The sequence below is a fragment of the Pseudoalteromonas sp. G5_S1_14_S5 genome (assembly GCF_054968605.1).
Genome location: NZ_JBQKUM010000028.1, coordinates 16135 through 34751, shown reverse-complemented (window position 1 = coordinate 34751; position 18617 = coordinate 16135). Strand labels below are relative to the sequence as shown.

16 protein-coding genes are annotated in these 18617 nt (G+C 42.0%); 13 read left to right on the top strand and 3 right to left on the bottom strand.

Annotated features, from left to right (window positions below; genetic code table 11):
- Window positions 1-306: 306 nt before the first annotated feature.
- The 3 genes from ACTRWI_RS10390 to ACTRWI_RS10380 all read right to left on the bottom strand — a co-directional run bounded on the left by ACTRWI_RS10390 (window position 307) and on the right by ACTRWI_RS10380 (window position 3534).
- A complete protein-coding gene (locus ACTRWI_RS10390) occupies window positions 307-1068 on the bottom strand; it encodes a YdcF family protein (protein ID WP_499131123.1) in 762 nt (253 codons plus the stop codon).
- Window positions 1069-1279: 211 nt separating this feature from the next.
- Entirely contained in the window at window positions 1280-2653 is a 1374-nt protein-coding gene (locus ACTRWI_RS10385) for an L-cystine transporter (RefSeq protein ID WP_499131121.1), read from the bottom strand.
- A gap of 185 nt (window positions 2654-2838) precedes the next feature.
- A complete protein-coding gene (locus ACTRWI_RS10380) occupies window positions 2839-3534 on the bottom strand; it encodes an NAD(P)H-binding protein (protein ID WP_499131120.1) in 696 nt (231 codons plus the stop codon).
- A gap of 585 nt (window positions 3535-4119) precedes the next feature.
- Here ACTRWI_RS10380 and ACTRWI_RS10375 point away from each other — a divergent pair.
- The 13 genes from ACTRWI_RS10375 (at window position 4120) to ACTRWI_RS10315 (ending at window position 18045) form a co-directional block, all read left to right on the top strand.
- Window positions 4120-4731, top strand: coding sequence for a flavin reductase family protein (locus ACTRWI_RS10375; protein ID WP_499131117.1), 612 nt, complete (start codon window positions 4120-4122; stop codon window positions 4729-4731).
- 72 nt (window positions 4732-4803) lie between these two features.
- Complete coding sequence (cobT, locus tag ACTRWI_RS10370) at window positions 4804-5832, top strand: nicotinate-nucleotide--dimethylbenzimidazole phosphoribosyltransferase (RefSeq protein WP_499131115.1); 1029 nt, start codon at window positions 4804-4806, stop codon at window positions 5830-5832.
- Complete coding sequence (locus tag ACTRWI_RS10365; RefSeq protein ID WP_499131114.1) at window positions 5832-6638, top strand: adenosylcobinamide-GDP ribazoletransferase; 807 nt, start codon at window positions 5832-5834, stop codon at window positions 6636-6638. Before cobT ends, ACTRWI_RS10365 begins: the two co-directional genes overlap by 1 nt.
- Before the next feature lie 26 nt (window positions 6639-6664).
- Window positions 6665-7258: a bifunctional adenosylcobinamide kinase/adenosylcobinamide-phosphate guanylyltransferase gene (cobU, locus tag ACTRWI_RS10360; RefSeq protein ID WP_499131111.1), complete on the top strand. Its 594-nt coding sequence runs from the start codon at window positions 6665-6667 to the stop codon at window positions 7256-7258.
- Between the two features lie 9 nt (window positions 7259-7267).
- Window positions 7268-7885, top strand: a complete 618-nt coding sequence (locus ACTRWI_RS10355; protein WP_499131109.1) for a histidine phosphatase family protein — start codon at window positions 7268-7270, stop codon at window positions 7883-7885.
- A 129-nt stretch (window positions 7886-8014) separates the two neighbouring features.
- Window positions 8015-9811, top strand: coding sequence for a M3 family oligoendopeptidase (locus tag ACTRWI_RS10350; RefSeq protein ID WP_499131107.1), 1797 nt, complete (start codon window positions 8015-8017; stop codon window positions 9809-9811).
- Window positions 9812-10071: 260 nt separating this feature from the next.
- Window positions 10072-11100, top strand: a complete 1029-nt coding sequence (locus tag ACTRWI_RS10345) for a succinylglutamate desuccinylase (RefSeq protein WP_004741837.1) — start codon at window positions 10072-10074, stop codon at window positions 11098-11100.
- A 134-nt stretch (window positions 11101-11234) separates the two neighbouring features.
- Window positions 11235-12230 carry a vitamin B12 ABC transporter permease BtuC gene (gene btuC / locus ACTRWI_RS10340; RefSeq protein WP_499131105.1) on the top strand — a complete coding sequence of 332 codons (996 nt, stop codon included), beginning with the start codon at window positions 11235-11237 and terminating at the stop codon, window positions 12228-12230.
- Window positions 12217-12975 (top strand): vitamin B12 ABC transporter ATP-binding protein BtuD, encoded by a 759-nt coding sequence (btuD, locus tag ACTRWI_RS10335; protein ID WP_499131103.1) that lies wholly within the window; start codon window positions 12217-12219, stop codon window positions 12973-12975. Before btuC ends, btuD begins: the two co-directional genes overlap by 14 nt.
- Before the next feature lie 460 nt (window positions 12976-13435).
- Window positions 13436-14131, top strand: a complete 696-nt coding sequence (gene elbB / locus ACTRWI_RS10330) for an isoprenoid biosynthesis glyoxalase ElbB (RefSeq protein WP_499131101.1) — start codon at window positions 13436-13438, stop codon at window positions 14129-14131.
- Between the two features lie 174 nt (window positions 14132-14305).
- Entirely contained in the window at window positions 14306-14860 is a 555-nt protein-coding gene (locus tag ACTRWI_RS10325) for an acyl-CoA thioesterase (RefSeq protein ID WP_499131099.1), read from the top strand.
- 292 nt (window positions 14861-15152) lie between these two features.
- A complete protein-coding gene (locus tag ACTRWI_RS10320; RefSeq protein WP_499131098.1) occupies window positions 15153-16712 on the top strand; it encodes a methyl-accepting chemotaxis protein in 1560 nt (519 codons plus the stop codon).
- Window positions 16713-17244: 532 nt separating this feature from the next.
- Window positions 17245-18045: a hypothetical protein gene (locus ACTRWI_RS10315; protein WP_499131096.1), complete on the top strand. Its 801-nt coding sequence runs from the start codon at window positions 17245-17247 to the stop codon at window positions 18043-18045.
- The last annotated feature ends 572 nt before the right edge of the window (window positions 18046-18617 follow it).

Genomic DNA, 18617 nt, shown 5'->3' with positions numbered 1-18617 from the left:
TGTACTCTGTCACATAAAAGGAACGTAAAAATACTGAAATGAATTGAAAATAAATCCATAAATATTTCATAGCCTTACGATTGGACGAGCGTCGTTTGATAAAGCTTTTTCTTTTTATGTTCTATTTTGATGAGTAAATAGGTTGGATTAGAAAGTAACTAGTGTTGAGTATTCTAAAAATTGAAGGGAGAGAGTTATAATTTAGAGTATCACAGGCATAAAAAAACGCAGCGATAAACCTAGGGTCGTCGCTGCATTTTCATCTACTTGATTACTGAGCGTTTTCGGCAACCATAGAGTACTCTGTTATGCTTCACCAGGCTTCTCACGTTTGCTGTTCCAACCCATAAAGTTGTACATATTGTACCTTGCAAAACCGATTTGCTCGTGCAATGCGAAGTCAGTCACAGTAAAGTTGTACCACAAAGGAAGCCACGATATCTGAGCAGCCATGTAATCGGACCTAACCGGAATTACCTCTAATCCAAAGTGGTTGAAATAGAGTTCACTGCGGCGAATATGTAGGCCAGATGAAACCAGAATAATGTTGTCGAATTGGTGGTGCTTCATCAGGTCGCTGGTTAGCTGTGCATTTTTCCATGTATTCACGCTGTTAGGCTCTCGGATTATGTCAGATTTTGGCACTCCAAGTCTCAGCAATTGTTGCTCGTAAATTTCCGCTTCTGTCACGCCGTTGCCTTGTGCGTCACCCCCACTGATGATTACTTTGCACTTAGTGTCCGACTTTACACAATCTTTATATTGGCTTGCCGTTTCACTGATTCGCCCATAAGAGAAAAATGTTGGTTCGAAGCTTTGTGTGCTTTGAATAAACTGAGTGCCAGCACCGAGAAGAACAATTGCATTATTATCCGACCATTGTATATCTGGCTTACTTTCGTAATTTGCTTGCAGATCATCTAATAAATAACGGGGAATTAAACCTGTACCAATCAGAAAAAATGACGGTAAAAGAATAAAGGAAAGAAAATAAGAGGTTTTTCGCCACTGAAGTACACGAGCCACGAAAACGAATAATAGGAGAAGTAAAAGTATAATGAAGCTCATTGGAATCCTGTTATCGAACTTTTGCTATGGTTAAACATCATGTTTTAAGTGTTGCATCATATACCATTTTTATAAAGTTATTCTAGATAACCCATTGTATTGTAAACAAATGCACGCTCAACATTCAAAAAGCAACTCCGACACCAAATAGATAACAAAAAACCGATGTACGGGCATCGGTTTTTTGTTTGATGAGTTGTATGAGTCAGAATTAAGCGTTCGCTTGTTCCAAATCTTGTTGCTTGTCTTTCTTACCTAACAAGCGACTTGTAATTGTACCGGCTGTCATTGCACCAGATACGTTAAGCGCTGTACGAGCCATGTCGATAAGTGGTTCGATCGAGATAAGCAGTGCTGCGATAGTTACTGGAAGGCCCATCGCTGGCAGTACGATAAGTGCTGCGAACGTTGCACCACCACCTACACCTGCAATACCGAAAGAGCTCACTGTAATGATTGCAATCAGAGACAGAATGAAGTTGATGTCCATCGGGTCGATGCCAACCGTAGGTGCAACCATCACTGCTAGCATTGCAGGGTAGATACCAGCACAACCGTTTTGACCAATTGTCGCACCGAAAGAGGCTGATAGGTTAGCAATTGCTGGTGGCACGTTTAGCTTCGTGATTTGAGCTTCAACATTCAGTGGAATCGTTGCTGCAGAACTACGCGAAGTGAAAGCGAACGTTAGAACAGGCCAGATTTTTTGGAAGTACTCTTTCGGGTTTACGCCAACAAAAGAAACCAACACACCGTGAACGACGAACATCAGTAGAATTGCTACGTAAGAAGCCACGATGAAACCTAGTAGGCTTAGAATGTCAGAAGCGCTTGATGTTGCTACTACTTTCGCCATTAACGCTGCGATGCCATATGGTGTTAGTGCCATGATCATCTTAACTAAGCGCATCACGATAGATTGAGCCGCTTCAACGAACGTACGAATTGGTGATTCTAGCTCTTCTTTCTCTGCCATTACTTTGCGAGCTGCAATACCCGTTAGCACACCAAAGATCACAACCGCTATGATAGATGTAGAGCGAGCACCGGTTAGGTCTGCAAATGGGTTGGTTGGGATGAAGCTAACCAGCATTTGTGGGATCGTTAGATCCGCAACAGTACCAATGCGGCTTTCTAATGTTGCGATACGCGCTGTTTCGCGAGCACCTTCTGTTAACCCTTCAGCAGATAGGCCAAATGCTTGAGTCACAACGATACCGACAATCGCAGAGATTGCCGTTGTCGCCAGCAATACAGAAATCGTGATGCCAGAAATCTTGCCCAGTGAACCGTCTTTCTCAAGTTTCACTACCGCAGCAATCATTGAAATCAATACTAATGGCATGATCACCATTTTCAGTAGGCCAACGTAACCACGACCAACAATGTTTACCCAGTCTAGTGTTTCTTTGATTACAGGGTTACCCTCACCAAATAGCAACTGAAGGCCAAGACCAAAAGCACTACCGAAAACTAAACCTAATAGAACTAAGCGCGATAACATGTTTTCTTTTTTCTGCTGTCCGTAGAGAAAGAAGAGGATACCAGTGAATACCGCTAAGGCAGCGATAGCTGAAAATGACATTTGTTTTCCTTATGAATTTCGTTAAATCGATAGGGCGCTTAGATATATGGGCGCAAATACTGTTAGCTACAGTAGCGACCTGTAACAAAACGTAAAATAAGGAAAAGTAATTAAATAGAACAATAGGTAATATTCGCTGAATGGTATGAGTAGATATTCAACACTATGGTGAATAGGTGAGCTTTTTAGCGATATTTTGCCAATAAATTGAGCATGTCATTGGATGAGTAAATTTCGATATTTTGGAAATTATTTTCGAACAATCGGAACAACATGGCCTGAGCGACATCTTTCGACTGGATAGGACGTAGGTTTTTGAATTTCCCAAACATAAAAGGTGATAGAAGGGGAAACACGCTTTGTAGCAATTTTTCATCGGCTCTTGGTTCTTCTCGCTCGCCAACTAATGGTCCGGGGCGTGCAATGAACAGTTGCTTGAAGCTGATGCGCTTTAAGTTCTGCTCCATTTGACCTTTGCATTTGAGGTAGTGTGAATAGGAATCGACGGATGCACCGTAACTTGATACGACCGCGACTCGTTGCACTCCCAAGAACTTCATCGATTGTGCCACTTGAATGACAAGCTCAACATCGACCTTTCGTAATGCTTCTTTCGAGCCTGCCTTTTTCTTGGTGGTGCCTAAGCAAATGACCCCGAGGCTGGGCACGGTTTTGGTTTCGTCCCAACTGGTGACTTGCAGATCACTGTGAATCAGCGTGTGGAGTTTTTTTGAGTGGAACTGTAAATCGAGCGCTCTTCGGGACAAAGCGTAAATGTTCTCTATTGCAGGCTCATTGATAAGTAGGTTCATCACATCACGACCAATTAGCCCGGTAGCACCAGCCACTATGATTGATGTCTTATCTCCAGAAATGCTCATAACTATCCCTAACTTTTATGTAAGTCACTGTTTCAGTTTAAACTGTATTTTTGGCTGACGGATACGGGCTTATAAAGATTTTAGACTGATCTCCAAACATAACAAAGCCCGTTGTACGACGGGCTTTTTAGTTGCTTCTCAACGTTTAGGTGAAGGAAAGTGGGATTTTCCTTACTTTTTTGCTAGCTTTCTTTCCTGATTTATTTGGTTTTCTTATATTTGAATTTGGAATCATCGTACCTCCTAAATCAATTTTCTGGATGTTACTTTTTTCTGCCTGTTATGTTTCTAGGTGTTGCATTTCATAGTTCATAAAGTGGGTGTTCGCCGTGTGGCGACTTATCAATAGAGAGATTAACAAGCCTTTTAGTTATAGCACATAGGGAGCCAAAACGTAAGTCGTTGATTTTTCACCTCAACGATCTAGGTACTCAAGCAGGCTGTCTTTTTGATTCTCAATTTGAGTAAAGTAGTTTTGAATTGCTTATATAAAGTGCACTACTGTACTTTCTTTGACATAACTATAGATACAACCTTACTTAACACGTACACTGAGCTGAAATCTCCATAGACCAAGGATGTGCTATGAACCTCAAGCTTGATACTCTTGCCCCTACTCAGATCTATCACCTAATGACGCAAACAGTTGTCCCTCGTCCTATAGCGTGGGCATTAACGGAATCCGCGGACCAAGAATACAATTTAGCGCCTTTCTCTTATTTCACGCCTGTTTCAAGTAATCCGCCACTGCTGATGTTATCGATCGGGAAGAAACCATCGGGAGAAATTAAAGATACCACTCGAAATGCCCATGAGACGGGTAAGCTAGTTATACATATTGCATCGTCGAGTTCAGCTGAAGTGATGACCGCTACGGCCGCTACCCTTGAGCATAATGAGTCAGAAGTAACAGCGAATAACATTGAATTAGTTGAATTTGAGGGTTTTTCTTTACCGAGAGTGAAGCAGTGCGCTGTGGCTTTTGGTTGCACACTCTACGAGGTCAAAGAGGTGGGTGAAGTGCCACAAAGCCTTATATTTGCGCAGATTGAGCAGGTATATATAGCTGAAGAGGTGATCGATAAAGAGAGCGACCGCCTGGAGATAGATGCGCTCGCACTGGATCCTTTATCTCGACTAGGTGGTGGTGAATACGCCACGCTATCCAACGTGTTCTCTGTGACTCGTCCTAAGTAAGCGTTATTCAATTGAGCTTCAACCGGATAATAACGCTAAACCCCATTCTGTAACCTAAGTACCAATAATTTTATGTTTGATACCAAATACTCACAGCAAATCCAACACCGTATTGATCAAAAAACTAAGCCGCTTGGGGCATTGGGTTTACTTGAAAAAACTGCCTTTCAATTAGCATTAATTCAGAGCCAAGGACAAGAGTCGGCGGCCGAGCATATCGAATTGAACAAGCCGAGCATCATTATATTCGCAGGCGATCATGGGATCGCTGACGAAGGTGTGAGTATTGCGCCAAGTGCTGTCACGCAACAGATGGTCTTGAATTTCCTAAATGGTGGTGCGGCGATCAACTGTTTCTGTGCAGTGAACAATATCGACATTACGGTAGTCGACACGGGCATCTTATTGCCCGTTGAAGCTGATTCATCAATGCTAGTGTCACAACGTTTGGGTACACGCACCAATAACTTTGCCAACGAAGCCGCAATGAGTTTAGAAACGGTAGAACGTGGGATTGAACTGGGCGCAGATCTTGTGTCTAGAACCATTTCGAATGGCACCAATATCATCATGTTTGGTGAGATGGGTATCGGCAATACCAGCAGCGCGTCAGCGATTTTAAGCGCCCTAGCAAAGCGAACTGCGGCAGAGTGTGTTGGTTTAGGTACAGGTATTAATTACGAACAACTCGCACGTAAAGTGGCGCTGGTTGAACAAGGTGTTGCTCGTTGTAAAGGACTCGATCCTAAATCGATTTTAGCTCAAGTCGGTGGTTACGAGATCGTGCAAATGGTGGGTGCTTTCCTTGGTGCTTACCACAACAGAACGCCAGTGTTGGTCGATGGCTTTATTGTGTCAGTTGCGGCGTATGCTGCGACCTTGATTGAGACGAACTGCCGCGACTACATGATCTTTGCGCATCGCTCTGAAGAGTCAGGGCACAAAATTTTACTAGAGCTGCTCGATGCTGAGCCGTTGCTCGACCTTGGTTTAAGGCTAGGTGAGGGGACTGGCGCAGCACTGGCGATGCCAATCCTTCGAGCGGCGGCAGAGTTTTACAACAATATGGCGAGTTTTGAGAGCGCTGGAGTCACGGTTTAATGAGTGATACACCACAAAGATCGTTAAAAGATCGCGCAGCTTATCAATGGGAACTGTTTTCTTTAGCCATGGGTTTCTTTTCTCGTTTGCCGATTCCAAAGAATACACCCTATTCAGAAGAGCGCATGAACCGCTCTGGTCGTTACTTCTCTACTGTTGGCTTACTCCTCGGTGTGTTGTGTGGTGGCGTATTTTTATTGCTTGATGTTTTACTACAGAGTGCCATTGCCATCTTTTTTATGATGAGCTTCAGCTTGATGCTCACTGGCGCTTTCCATGAAGATGGCCTTACCGATATGGCGGATGGCATTGGTGGCGGCATGACATTGGAACGTCGTTTGACCATCATGAAAGATAGCCGAATTGGTACATATGGTGCTTCTGCTCTGATCATGGCGTTGCTAGGTAAGTGGGTGCTTTTGAATGAGCTGGTCAGTATGGCCGGATTGTTCATGGTCATTGTAACCGGCTACACCTTTAGTCGTGCGATTGCGGCATCCCTTATTTACGACATGCCTTATGTCAGCGACTTGGATACTAGTAAGAGCAAGCCTCTAGCCAATAAGCAAACTAAAGGCGAACTTGTTTTTCTTATGCTGATTGGTTTGTTGCCGAGCTTGTGGTTTGGTTTGGTGTTTACGTTTGTATTGGCACTCATCGCTTACGTGTTCAGGTTAGGGTTCAAAAAGTGGCTCATCGCGCGAATTGGTGGCTTCACAGGAGACTGCTTGGGCGCTGCTCAACAGTTAATGGAACTACTGATTTACATCGTGTTTGCTGCGGCTTTTTATAATGGCTTTATGTAACCAATTCACGGTGGTAGAGGTCATACATGACAACGAATAATCAAGCGTATCAGAGTCATCGACATCTTGTTTTAGGTGGCGCGCGCTCGGGTAAGTCGAGTTTTGCAGAACAACAAGAATTATTTGCGTACGCAGTATGTTTAAATGGTCGTTTGCATTACATAGCGACCGCCACTTATCTAGACGCTGAAATGCGTGATCGAATCGCTCATCATAGAGACCGCCGTGGTATACAGTGGATAAAACATGAAGTACCTGTCGAATTAGCCGCTAAACTGCAATCATTTAAGCAAGACGATGTGGTACTGGTTGATTGTTTAACACTATGGCTCAATAACGTCATCTTCGAACTGGGTGAAGATGCAACTAATGCCCAGGTCGAGGCCGCGATTGAATCCTTGGTTGCAAGCGTAAAGCGAAGCCCGGCACAGATCATCATGGTATCGAACGAGGTAGGTTTAGGGGGTGTTCCTCTAGGGAAAGTATCGCGCTTATTTGTTGATAATGCGGGTCGCATGAACCAAGCACTTGCTCGTGTTGTAGAACATGTCACTCTGATAGCCGCGGGGTTGCCACTGCATCTAAAGCCTTCAAATCACTCTATCAACGCCCAAGGCTAGGTTACTGATATGGTCAATGGAACCACTAAAAACATCTATTTGCTTAGACATGGCAAAGTGGAAGGGAAGGCTGCGCTAAACGGTGTCTCTGACGTCTTGGTAAATCCGGAGCTTCAACAGCAGATTTGTCACGCTCTGGTACATCAGGGGATAGCGGTTGATGCGGTCATCACTTCACCGTTGAAGCGTTGCAGCGATTTAGCTCACTTGTACGCGGAGCGCATATCTGTGCCTTTATCTGTTGCTCCTGAATTTCAAGAAATGAACTTTGGCGAAGTGGATGGTATCGCATTTGATGAGCTCAAAGACAAGTGGGCAATGCTCGACACCTTTTGGCAAGACCCATCGAACCATAGGCTGAGTGGTGCAGAAAGTTTACAGTTCTTCCACGAAAGAGTCACTCAAGCTTGGTCGCAAGTTTTGAACGTTTCAAGTGACAATCTATTGTTGGTTACTCATGGTGGCGTAATACGAATGTTATTGGCGCATTGCCTTGATATTGATTGGAAAAATCCGAGTTTGTACTCAAAGTTGTCGATCGAGAATGCGTCGATAACACATATTCAAGTTGCTCAGTTCGCGCAAAGCTTTATCAGTGTTAAAGCGATAGGGCTGCCCGTACTCTGAGTGCCAAAGCACAGTTATAACAAACAACAAATTGAAACTTATAAATAGAAATAAAGATAGAAGTAAAAGGCGGTATTCATAACTGCTGTACCAGATTGGTACTACTACCTACGTGAAAGGAATTTAGTCATGACAACACCTAGTTGGGATTTAAGCATTGCTTACCACGGTCTTGATGATGCAAAAATTGAACAGGACATTGAACTGATTCAACAGTGTATTGACCTGTTACATCTACATGTTGAAAAGCGCCACATTATTTTGGCGATGCAAAATGCTATTCAAACTTCAGAAGCGGCTGGTACATTACTTAGCACTATCAATACCTTCGCTAATTGCCACGCGTCAGTGGATGCAACACACACAGAAGCAAAAGCGTTGCTTGGCCGTGTTGCAAAGCTGAACTCTGAAATGTCACAAGCATTTAGCCCATACGAAGACACTTTGATTCACGCAGAACCTGAGTTTATTGATGCTGTTTTAGAACATGAAAGCGCAGATGTTGCAGGCCAGCGCTTTGCGATTGAAAGCTCACGTAAATTAGCCAGCAGTCGACTCAGCGTTGCAGAAGAGCAGTTATTAGCAGCGATGAAAGTTGATGGTCGTGATGCATGGGGGCGTTTGTATGACAACCTAACCGGTTCTTTGAAACTATCGCTAAAACTTGATGGTGAAGAAGAAGCACTTGGTTTCTCGCAAGCCGCGAGCTTGCTGTATGGCAGTGAATTCGACAAACAAGAACCAGCATGGCGCGCTGTTCAGGGGACAATGAAGACTCACCAAGAGTCATTTGCTTCGATCTTAAATGCGCTGGCAGGCTGGCGTCTGACTGAAAATAAAAAGCGTTCGAAAATCAGCGATGTACATTTCTTAGATCCTAGCTTGCATAGCAGTCGCATCGAGCCAGAAACGTTAGACACTATGATGTCTGTCGCTAAAGCGAATCGCGAAGTGGGTCAGAAAGCGGGTCTGCTAATGGCAAGAGTCCACGGCTTAGATGAAATGAAGCCTTGGAACCATTTAGCAGCAATGCCGCCACTGGGTGACGCTGAATCTAAGGCTTACCCTTTTGACGAAGCGATTGAGGTGATCAAAACTGCTTTTGCTGAAGTGAATCCAGAGATGGCTGATTTTGTCGCTTTGATGGTTGAGAATGGTTGGATTGATGCTGCACCATCGGCCAACAAACGCTTAGGCGCGTACTGCACAAAGTTTGCTGCAACACGTACACCACTGGTGTTTATGACATGGAGTGGTAGCCGCTCTGATTTAATGACACTGGCACACGAGCTTGGCCATGCGTTCCACAACTGGGTTATGAAAGATATGCCGTTGTGTAAGACACGTTACCCAATGACGCTCGCTGAAACGGCGTCTATCTTTGCTGAAAACATCGTGCGCGATTTCTTACTTAAACAAGCACAAACACGCAATGAGAAACTAGAAATGCTATGGGAAGAACTCTCTTCTTCGTTAGCTTTGATGATAAATATCCCAGTACGTTTTGAGTTTGAAAAAGCGTTCTATGAGCAGCGTGAAAAAGGTGAACTGACGGCTCAACAACTGTGTGACCTGATGGAGAGCACTTGGAAAGAGTGGTACGGCGATGCAATGACTGAGGCCGACCCTTACTTCTGGGCGAGCAAATTACACTTCAGCATCTCTCAGGTGAGTTTCTACAACTACCCATACCTATTTGGCTACCTGTTCAGTAAAGGCGTATACGCTCAACGTGATGCTAAGGGCGAACAGTTCTATGGCGACTACGTGTCTTTGTTGCGTGATACGGGCAGCATGATGGCGGAAGAAGTGGTTCAAAAACACCTTGGAATGGACCTGACTAAAGCCGATTTCTGGCAACAAAGTATCGACATGGTCAGAGTTCAAATCGATGAATTTGAGAGATTGCTCAATCAGGAAGATTAATTGGTCTTAATCTGTTCATGGTAGGTCAGAGTCGTGTTAGCTTACGTGGCTCTTATCTTGCTGAACTAACCTGAAGTAACGAAAAGTCGCTTTAAATGAGAAAGTTATTTGGCACAGGCCTCGGTTTGTTAATAAGCAGGAAATATATATGGGTAGTATTTGTGAGTGATAACGGAGTTTCTATTGATAAGTGCGATCCTAGCAACACAATTTCTATGTACAATTTATTAACATACGGCCGTGCAATTAAGGAGTAGCGCATGACGAAGACCCTATTTCGCCAATCATTTCTTTTTGACAGCCTAGATCTTGAGCAAGAAGTGTTTGCAGGACAGACCGTTTTGAGTAACGGTGTTCAAATTAAGCTTCATCAACGTGGTGTATTGGAAGTCATTCCCGCGGATTACAATTCTGAAACCAAGAACATCATCTTTTCAAGCGGTGTACATGGCGATGAAACGTCACCAATGGAGCTGATTGATAAGCTCGTTGAAGATATTGAAACAGGCTTTCAGGCCGTGAACGCTAGATGCTTGTTCATCATAGCTCACCCAGAAGCAACTAACGCGCATACCCGTTTTCTTGATGTGAATATGAATCGTCTGTTTGATGACAAACAGTACGAAAGTAATCGAGAAGTGGATATCGCCCAGAACTTAAAGTTTCTGGTGACAGAGTTTTACAAAGAAACCAAGCCAGCAACTCGTTGGCACTTAGATCTACACTGTGCAATCCGTTTATCTAAGCATTATTCATTTGCAGTGAGCCCTAAGGTTCGCCACGAAGTACGTAGCAAAGAGTTATTCGACTTTATCAACAGTGCTCACGTTGAAGCCGTGTTGCTGTCAAACGCGCCAACCAGCACTTTCAGTTGGTATAGTGCAGAAAACTTTGAAGCGCAAGCTCTGACTATGGAACTTGGGCAGGTTGCAAGAATTGGTGAGAACCAGCTGGATAAGCTAACCGCTTTTGATTTAGCTATGCGTAATTTAATCGCGGAAGTAGAGCCAGAGCATCTGCCTAAGCCAACCATTACTTATCGAGTGAGCCGTACTATTGTTCGTTTACATGATGATTTCGACTTCATGTTCTCAGACTCTGTAGAGAACTTTACTGCATTCAAGCATGGTGAAGTCTTTGGTCATGATGGTGACAAGCCATTGATGGCGAAGAACGAAAACGAAGCGGTGGTGTTCCCTAATCGCAATGTCGCTATCGGTCAACGAGCAGCTTTAATGGTGTGTGAAGTGGAAACGCGATTCGACCATGGCCAGTTGGTTTACGATTAATCAGTAAAAGCGATGACGGTTCGTTGAATAACCGCTCAACTGGTTGAAATATCAAGGTTCACATTACGGTGTGAATCTTGAGTTTATTTGGGGATACAGGTAAGGTTACGCGAACAATTTCAAAGTAGCTTGATATGGATTTCCAACAACTTCTTCACCAAAAACAGCGTAAATGGATGCGAGCCATTTATCTGATGGCAGCACTGCTAATCGCGCTGAGTGCTATTTACCTAATGGTTGGCGATCTCTTCATTTCCCCTCTGGGAACCTTTTCCTCATTAGAACAAAAACTACTGATTGATTTACGCTTACCTCGATTACTAGCGGCTATTGCCATCGGGGCAGGGCTAGCTGTATCTGGCGCAAGCTTACAAGTCTTATTAGGTAATGTATTAGCAGAACCGGGTGTGCTCGGCATTTCTGGTGGTGCAAGCCTCGCCATGGTGATTGTGTTGTTCTTCTTACCGTTTGCTCCTACCCCAGAGCTCTTCATGGCCGCAGCGGTGTTGGGGTCACTCTGTTTCACAGTGATTCTGGTGAGCATGGTAAAAGCAATGCGGCTTACCACGACCAAGCTGCTGTTGGTGGGTGTCGCATTAGGTATTCTTTCTGGAGCGATGGTGACATGGGCATTCTATTTTAGTGATGACATGAGCCTTCGTCTGTTGATGTACTGGCTAATGGGTAGCTTAGGCGGCGTGACTTGGTATCAACACTCGCTGACATTAGTGATGATCCCTGTGATTATCTGGTTGTGTCTGCAAGGCAGTAAGCTCGACAAACTGATGATTGGTGAGACCCATGCGGCGCAACTGGGTGTGAACGTACCTAAGTTACGTTGGCGCTTAATCTTCGCAGTATCCATCTTGGTAGGCTGTGCAGTGGCGCTGGGTGGTGTAATCAGCTTTGTTGGCTTGGTTGTGCCACACTTACTGCGTTTAGCAATTGGTACCGATAATAAATATCTACTGCCTTTGTCTGCCGTTGCGGGGGCTGCGTTGCTGGTGTTTGCTGATGTTTGCGCACGAACTTTACTCGATTCTGCAGAATTACCTTTGGGAGTGATGACCACAAGTATCGGTGCGCCTATCTTCATTTGGATGTTAATTAAAAACCATGATTCAAATTAAGAGCCTGAGCGTCGGCGCTCGTTTGTTACCCCTATCATTTGAGCTCAAACCGGGCCAAGTGACTCATGTTATTGGGCCTAATGGCAGTGGGAAGAGTACTTTGCTGGAAGCCATTTCGGGTATTGGTGAGAGCTATAAAGGTGATATCAAGCTCGATGAGAAAGACCTATCTGACTTATCGTTACAAGACTTATCATTGCACCGTGCGTACTTGTGTCAGAGTGCAAGACCGGCTTTCAATTTAGAAGTTTTCCAATACCTGGCATTATCGCTACCAAACTCATCACAGGGGCTTGATACCGAAATCAATTCAGCCTTGGAAGAGATAACTCAGATGCTCGACATAGCGGATAAGCTTCATCGCTCAATCCAAGCTTTGTCAGGTGGTGAGTGGCAGCGGGTTCGATTGGCGGGCATGTGCTTACAAGTTTGGCCAACACTTAACCCATATGCGAAGTTACTGATCTTAGATGAACCCGCGGCACCGTTAGATATTGCGCAAGAGGCGTTACTTTATAAGCTCATTGAAAGAGTGGCGCAAAAGGGTATCGCCGTAATCATGGCAAACCACGACCTTAACCGAACCCTAAGACACGCCGACCAAGTGCTACTGCTCGACAAAGGCGTTTTACAAGCTTCTGGTACCGCGGCAGAAGTACTGACTCCAAAGCAACTTGAGTCTGTATTCAACACTCAAGTGAAAAGTGTGGCTGTTGATGGAATTATGGTATTGCTGTTTCAATAAACCAGGTGGCAGGTAACTAAAAAATCAAATGCCAAGTGTTATCGATATTAATGCTACGTTTTAATAAGAGGCTGATTTTATTGGTTTTATCTTTCGTTTGGGAAGCGTGATTAGACGAGTAGTGGATGAAGTCACACAGAACGCTCAAGTGGAGGTCACAGGCGGCAGCTCTTTAGGGAGTTACCAAGTGCAATAGGGTTTGAGTTAAACCATATGTTTAATAAATTAATTTAAATCGAACTGCCATATAAAATAACGTTTCTTCCTAAAATAAATTCTAAACGTTTTTTTTATAATGTTTAATTTTTTAGGGTGATGCCTTTCTTTATATGTGATAGGTCATTATTAGTGGGCGTATTAAATTTTTAAAAATAATTATTAATATTTATTATGTGTGATCGAGTTAACATTGCTAACTTAATAGCCTAAAACTCCAATGACGTATAAAGATTGAAATAGTATGGTATCAACTCTATTTACATTAGAAATTGAGTATCCAATAATGACAAAAAAAGTAGCAATTATTCTTTCTGGTTCTGGTGTTTTCGATGGTTCTGAAATTCACGAAGCCGTAATGACGTTTCTATCTTTAGAAAAAAATGGATTGAATTATGAGACATATGCTCCTGACATTGAGCAAGCTCATGTTATTAACCACTTAACTGGGCAGCCTACAGAAGAATGCAGAAATGTATTAGTGGAGTCAAATCGTCTAACAAGAGGTACAACTAAGGACCTTTCTCTTCTAAATGTTGAAGAGCATGATGCTGTTATTTTTGTTGGTGGATTTGGTGCGGCTAAGAACCTGTCTACATTTGCTTTTGATGGTCCTAGTTATACGGTTGATGAAAAAATAAAAAACACAATTAAAGCATTTCATAGTAATTCAAAATACATTGTTGCGATGTGTATTGCTCCTATGGTTGTTGCTAAGTGCATTGATGCAATTGAGCTTACTATTGGTAATGACAAGCAAATCTGCGAAATTTTGGAATCTGAGTTAGGCCACAATCATATTGAAGTGACATCTACAGGCTCACATGTTGATGAAAAATCGAAAGTTATTACGACTCCGGCTTATATGCTAGCAAGTAACCTTAAAGAGCTTGAAGTGGGTATTAATGATGCTGTGTTAAAGCTTGTTGAAAGAATCTAAAATACAATTATATCTATATATAAAACTGAATAGACAGGCTCTATCGTTAAATATTATGAGTCAATTGCTTTAAGCACTAAGGCGACATATCCACTGGTACTAAAATTAACATTGAGTGAAATGTGAGTATGTGTTCGCCTTAGCTAACTTCCAATTTTAATTAGAGATTATCTTTTGTATCCTATATTACGTTTAGTTAAAACACTTTTATCTTCACGAAAAGAGAAGATAAATTATTTACATCAAGACTCAATACAATTTCGTTGTCACCCATGGGATATTGATATTTTCCGCGAAATGAACAATGGGCGTATGATAACCTTATTTGACCTTGGAAGAATCTCTTTGGTTTCTAAATGCGGTTTTCTTAGAGTCTTATTGAAAAAGAAGTGGGGGTTAGTTGTTGCTGGAAGTTCCGTCATGTATCGGAAAAAAATTAGAGCTTTCGACAAAATCACAATGTACACTCGTGTTGTTGGTATTGATGACAAATGGATCTATCTTGAGCAGTCTATGTGGGTTAAAGGAGTACCTTGTTGCTCAATAGTTATTCGTACAGCAGTTACATCTAAAAACGGCCTGGTAGCTACAAAAGATGTATTAGATGCTTTTGGTGAAAAGCATAGCACCTTATCAACAGAAGTATGGGTCACCAATTGGATTGAGAATGAGAAGGACCGCAGTTGGCCTCCAAATGTCGAAATGGGTTATAACTACTTTCGATTATAGCTGTTGTTCCGTTTCGATGATGGGAAATATTTCCAGTAATTAAACTTCCTTAAGTTTATTTTCTGATGATCTAATTTTTAAAAAATATGAACTCAAAGTCATAATAGATAATCAGGAGTTATTATGTTATTCAATATCACAATGGAACACACTTTATTTTTCTTTTAAAGTTATCGGGGTATATCAGAAACTAAACCTCCACTTACATATGCTTACTTTACTTTTCTTATCACACTTGTTAATAAATGTATCAATAATAACATAAATATATTTTTTAATATTCAGGTGATTCATGACCACTCAAAGTAACCTACAAAAAGAGATTACATATCCAGCCAGTTATAACCTTCTATCCATCACGAAGCCAAGCAGTCATATTACTTATGCAAGTAAGGAGTTTTGTAAAGTTGCTGGGTACACTCAAGAAGAGCTCGTAGGGAACCCACATAATATGGTTCGCCATCCTGACATGCCCGCAGAAGCTTTCAAAGATATGTGGGAACACCTGAAGTCGGGCAAGTCCTGGATGGGTATAGTTAAAAATAGATGTAAGAATGGAGACTATTATTGGGTAGATGCATTTGCTTCCCCAATTATTGAAGGCGGTGAGACTGTAGAATATCAATCGGTGCGCTTAGTTCCAAGCCGTAAGCATGTAGAAAACGCAGAAAAGATTTACAAACAGATAAAGGCGGGACGAACGCCTTGTAAGCTAAAAGGTGTACGTAGTCGTTTGTGGCAACGAGCAGCGGTTTCTATTATACCACTATCAGCAATTGCAGCAGCAGTGGATCAATTTGTGTATCAAGGAATGGGAGTATGGCTGTTGATGATAGCTTCCATTACTAGTATTTATTTGTTGACTCGCCGCTTGGAGTCATTATCAGAAGAAGCACGTAAAGTGTTTGATAATCCTTTGATGGAGCTTGTTTATAATCAACATGTTGATGATATCTCTGAAATACAGTTAGCGCTTAAAATGCGTCAATCTGAGCTGAACGCTGTTGTTGGGCGAATACAAGATTCTAATGAACAAATAAGTTCGGCTGCTCAGTCGTCTTCCAACAACTGTGATACGACTGCAAATAAACTCTCTAATCAAACCTCTGAAACAGATCAAGTAGCCGCAGCTATTAACGAAATGCATGCTACTGCAAACGAAATTGCTCAGAATGCGCAAAGTGCTTCTGAAGTGACTGAGCAAGCAAACAGGGCTGCGAGTGAAGGTGTGCAATCTGTAAAGGAAACAGTTGATTCAATAGCCATGTTATCGAATCAATTACATGAAGCTTCAGATGTTATTACTCAGTTAGAAGAACATGGAAAAACAATAGATATGGCACTGACAGTTATCCAAAGTATTGCTGAACAAACTAATTTATTAGCGCTAAATGCTGCAATTGAAGCTGCACGAGCTGGGGAGCAGGGCCGAGGTTTTGCTGTCGTAGCAGATGAGGTGCGCACACTTGCACAACGAAGCCAAGTATCAACGAAAGAGATTCACAGTGTTATCTCACTGATCCAATCGAGTACTCAGAGAGCCGTTCAAGTAATGTCGGAAGGTAATCAACTTTCTGAAGTGTGTGTAAGCAGTGCAGAGCTATCCGGTGAAAAGCTTAATGCTCTTATTCATCAGGTTAACGATATTTCAGACCGTAATACTCAGATAGCAGCAGCAATAGAAGAAATGGCGTGTGTAACAGAAGAAATGAACTCAAATGTGCAGTCGATTAGCGAATTAACGGCTGAAACTAATACTTTAGCATCGGAGACCCGCGATGAGTGTGAAGGTTTAGTTCGAAACTTAGACTCACAGGGGCAGTTGGTATCACAGTTTAGAGCAACCAATTAAATTTATTGTTCAAAAAACATGCTGCAGCTCTAGAAATGATGTCGCTTGTATGCATCAATGTGCATAATGTTTTCATGCTTATTTTTAATATCATTATAACCTTATACCTTGCCCACTTTCTCCCATTCTGAAAGTGGGCTTTTTTCTCCATTTCTTGCCGTGTCTCAAAGATAAAAGTCATCGCCATCTTGTTGCCATTTCTCAATTTAATTCGTTATAAGGTATTATTTTGTAGCTTTTATTTTCACACCTCGATAAAGCGCCAAGTTTTATTTCCGTTTAAGGCCTGCTCGTCGATTTCTACCTAATCTACCTCCTTTAAATATTACTTCTCGAAATTTTCATGATAAAAATAGTCTATTTTTTATAACAATTGTTTCACTTTAAAGTTGTTTGAATATATAAAAAAGCAAGGTAACAGTCGTTTCATCATAAAATAAAATTATTACCTCGCTATATTGATTTTTCCGTGTGATTTTTGTGTTGCATATGTTCTTTGTATGCCTCTGGTGTTTGTTTTTTTTATGATGACGTGACAGCAGATAAAGGCCTTCAGCTAGGTAAAGTTAGGGTTATCGCCACTGCTGGCGTGAGCGTTGCTGCGCTTGCTGGGACGACAGTTTATCTGGCTCGCAAAGGTGTTTTTCAAGACGTATTCCAAGTTCTTGTATATTCTGCAATTACAGTTGGTCCTGTTTCTGACAATATAAAACTAAATGTGTCTTTCGATGATATGTATGAGATCCAGCAAGGAAATGGTGGTAAGCAAGCTTTAGAAAATTATTTAAACTTTCCTTCACGAGAGTATGTCGCTGAATATTTTGAGAATCAGATTTCAGAGTCCGATCTTAACTTTATGACTGATATGGGATTTAAAGAACTCCACACTGGTTTGCCAGTCAATCATCTTCCATTTGATGAAAGCGCGACATACATCACAAAAACGGTTTCAGATATCGCGCCTATAGAAGAACAAACTGTCATCAAGTTTGACTCTCAAGAGGCTGCTGCAAGTTTTGTGAGGCAGTTAGATTCGTACTTATTGAGGGAAGAAGACGCTATCCCAGGGATCAGTCGGCATGTGAATAGTATTAGTGTCATTGTTGGTACTGATAAAGCAAATGCAGTTGTAGCTGAACATATATCTGTAATTATTCTTCACAGTGCTAGTGAGTTTGAAGCTGGTGATACTGGTCTTATGGGAGTAGGCGAAATTGTTGCCAGGTTTGCGGTTGCCAACGGTTTTGAACAGTCTATCGTTGATAGTCTGCCGTTCATCTACAACTCAACAAGCCTCGCAAGTGTTGGTTGGAGTTCAGTTATAGAAGCGTAAGTCAGGCTGCAACTACTGCCATTTATAGTTCCTACCAAGTCGAGATGACTGCAGAAGAGTTTTTGCAGCAGCAATGGAAGTCTTGGAGGTTACTGGTATCGTAGCGTTACTTTAGTCCCAATTTGATAATTTCATTAACAGGGTGCTGAAGTATAAGCATTGTGCATATTACGGCCTATCAATTCTAACGCTCAGCACCTTAATCATGTCGAGTTACAAATTAAGTGAGACAGCAATGGAAAAAGTTGGACTAAGATCTCACTTATCTAGCTGATTAAATTCTCTTTTGACTATGAGAACCTTAAAGCGGCTTACTCATTAAACCGCTTTTTCTTCACTTTGAATATTGTTTCTACAATTAAGACAGAATACTGAAATCCAATAATTAGAAGCAACATCATCTATCTACAACGCTTTTGTTTGAGTTGTGTGATTCCGATTCCTATCGATATAACACTCACTGTTATTGATAAAATTGACGTATATATTTTTTGTTGTTCTTTAAACGAAAACTATAAATCCTTGAACTACAATCCTGATTGATTAGCAGTCATTGGCATTGTTTAGGATAA

Coding starts and splice junctions, on each gene's coding strand:
- ACTRWI_RS10390 (WP_499131123.1), bottom strand. CDS start 1,068: ATGAGCTTCATTATACTTTTACTTCTCCTATTATTCGTTTTCGTGGCT.
- ACTRWI_RS10385 (WP_499131121.1), bottom strand. CDS start 2,653: ATGTCATTTTCAGCTATCGCTGCCTTAGCGGTATTCACTGGTATCCTC.
- ACTRWI_RS10380 (WP_499131120.1), bottom strand. CDS start 3,534: ATGAGCATTTCTGGAGATAAGACATCAATCATAGTGGCTGGTGCTACC.
- ACTRWI_RS10375 (WP_499131117.1), top strand. CDS start 4,120: ATGAACCTCAAGCTTGATACTCTTGCCCCTACTCAGATCTATCACCTA.
- cobT (WP_499131115.1), top strand. CDS start 4,804: ATGTTTGATACCAAATACTCACAGCAAATCCAACACCGTATTGATCAA.
- ACTRWI_RS10365 (WP_499131114.1), top strand. CDS start 5,832: ATGAGTGATACACCACAAAGATCGTTAAAAGATCGCGCAGCTTATCAA.
- cobU (WP_499131111.1), top strand. CDS start 6,665: ATGACAACGAATAATCAAGCGTATCAGAGTCATCGACATCTTGTTTTA.
- ACTRWI_RS10355 (WP_499131109.1), top strand. CDS start 7,268: ATGGTCAATGGAACCACTAAAAACATCTATTTGCTTAGACATGGCAAA.
- ACTRWI_RS10350 (WP_499131107.1), top strand. CDS start 8,015: ATGACAACACCTAGTTGGGATTTAAGCATTGCTTACCACGGTCTTGAT.
- ACTRWI_RS10345 (WP_004741837.1), top strand. CDS start 10,072: ATGACGAAGACCCTATTTCGCCAATCATTTCTTTTTGACAGCCTAGAT.
- btuC (WP_499131105.1), top strand. CDS start 11,235: ATGGATTTCCAACAACTTCTTCACCAAAAACAGCGTAAATGGATGCGA.
- btuD (WP_499131103.1), top strand. CDS start 12,217: ATGATTCAAATTAAGAGCCTGAGCGTCGGCGCTCGTTTGTTACCCCTA.
- elbB (WP_499131101.1), top strand. CDS start 13,436: ATGGTATCAACTCTATTTACATTAGAAATTGAGTATCCAATAATGACA.
- ACTRWI_RS10320 (WP_499131098.1), top strand. CDS start 15,153: ATGACCACTCAAAGTAACCTACAAAAAGAGATTACATATCCAGCCAGT.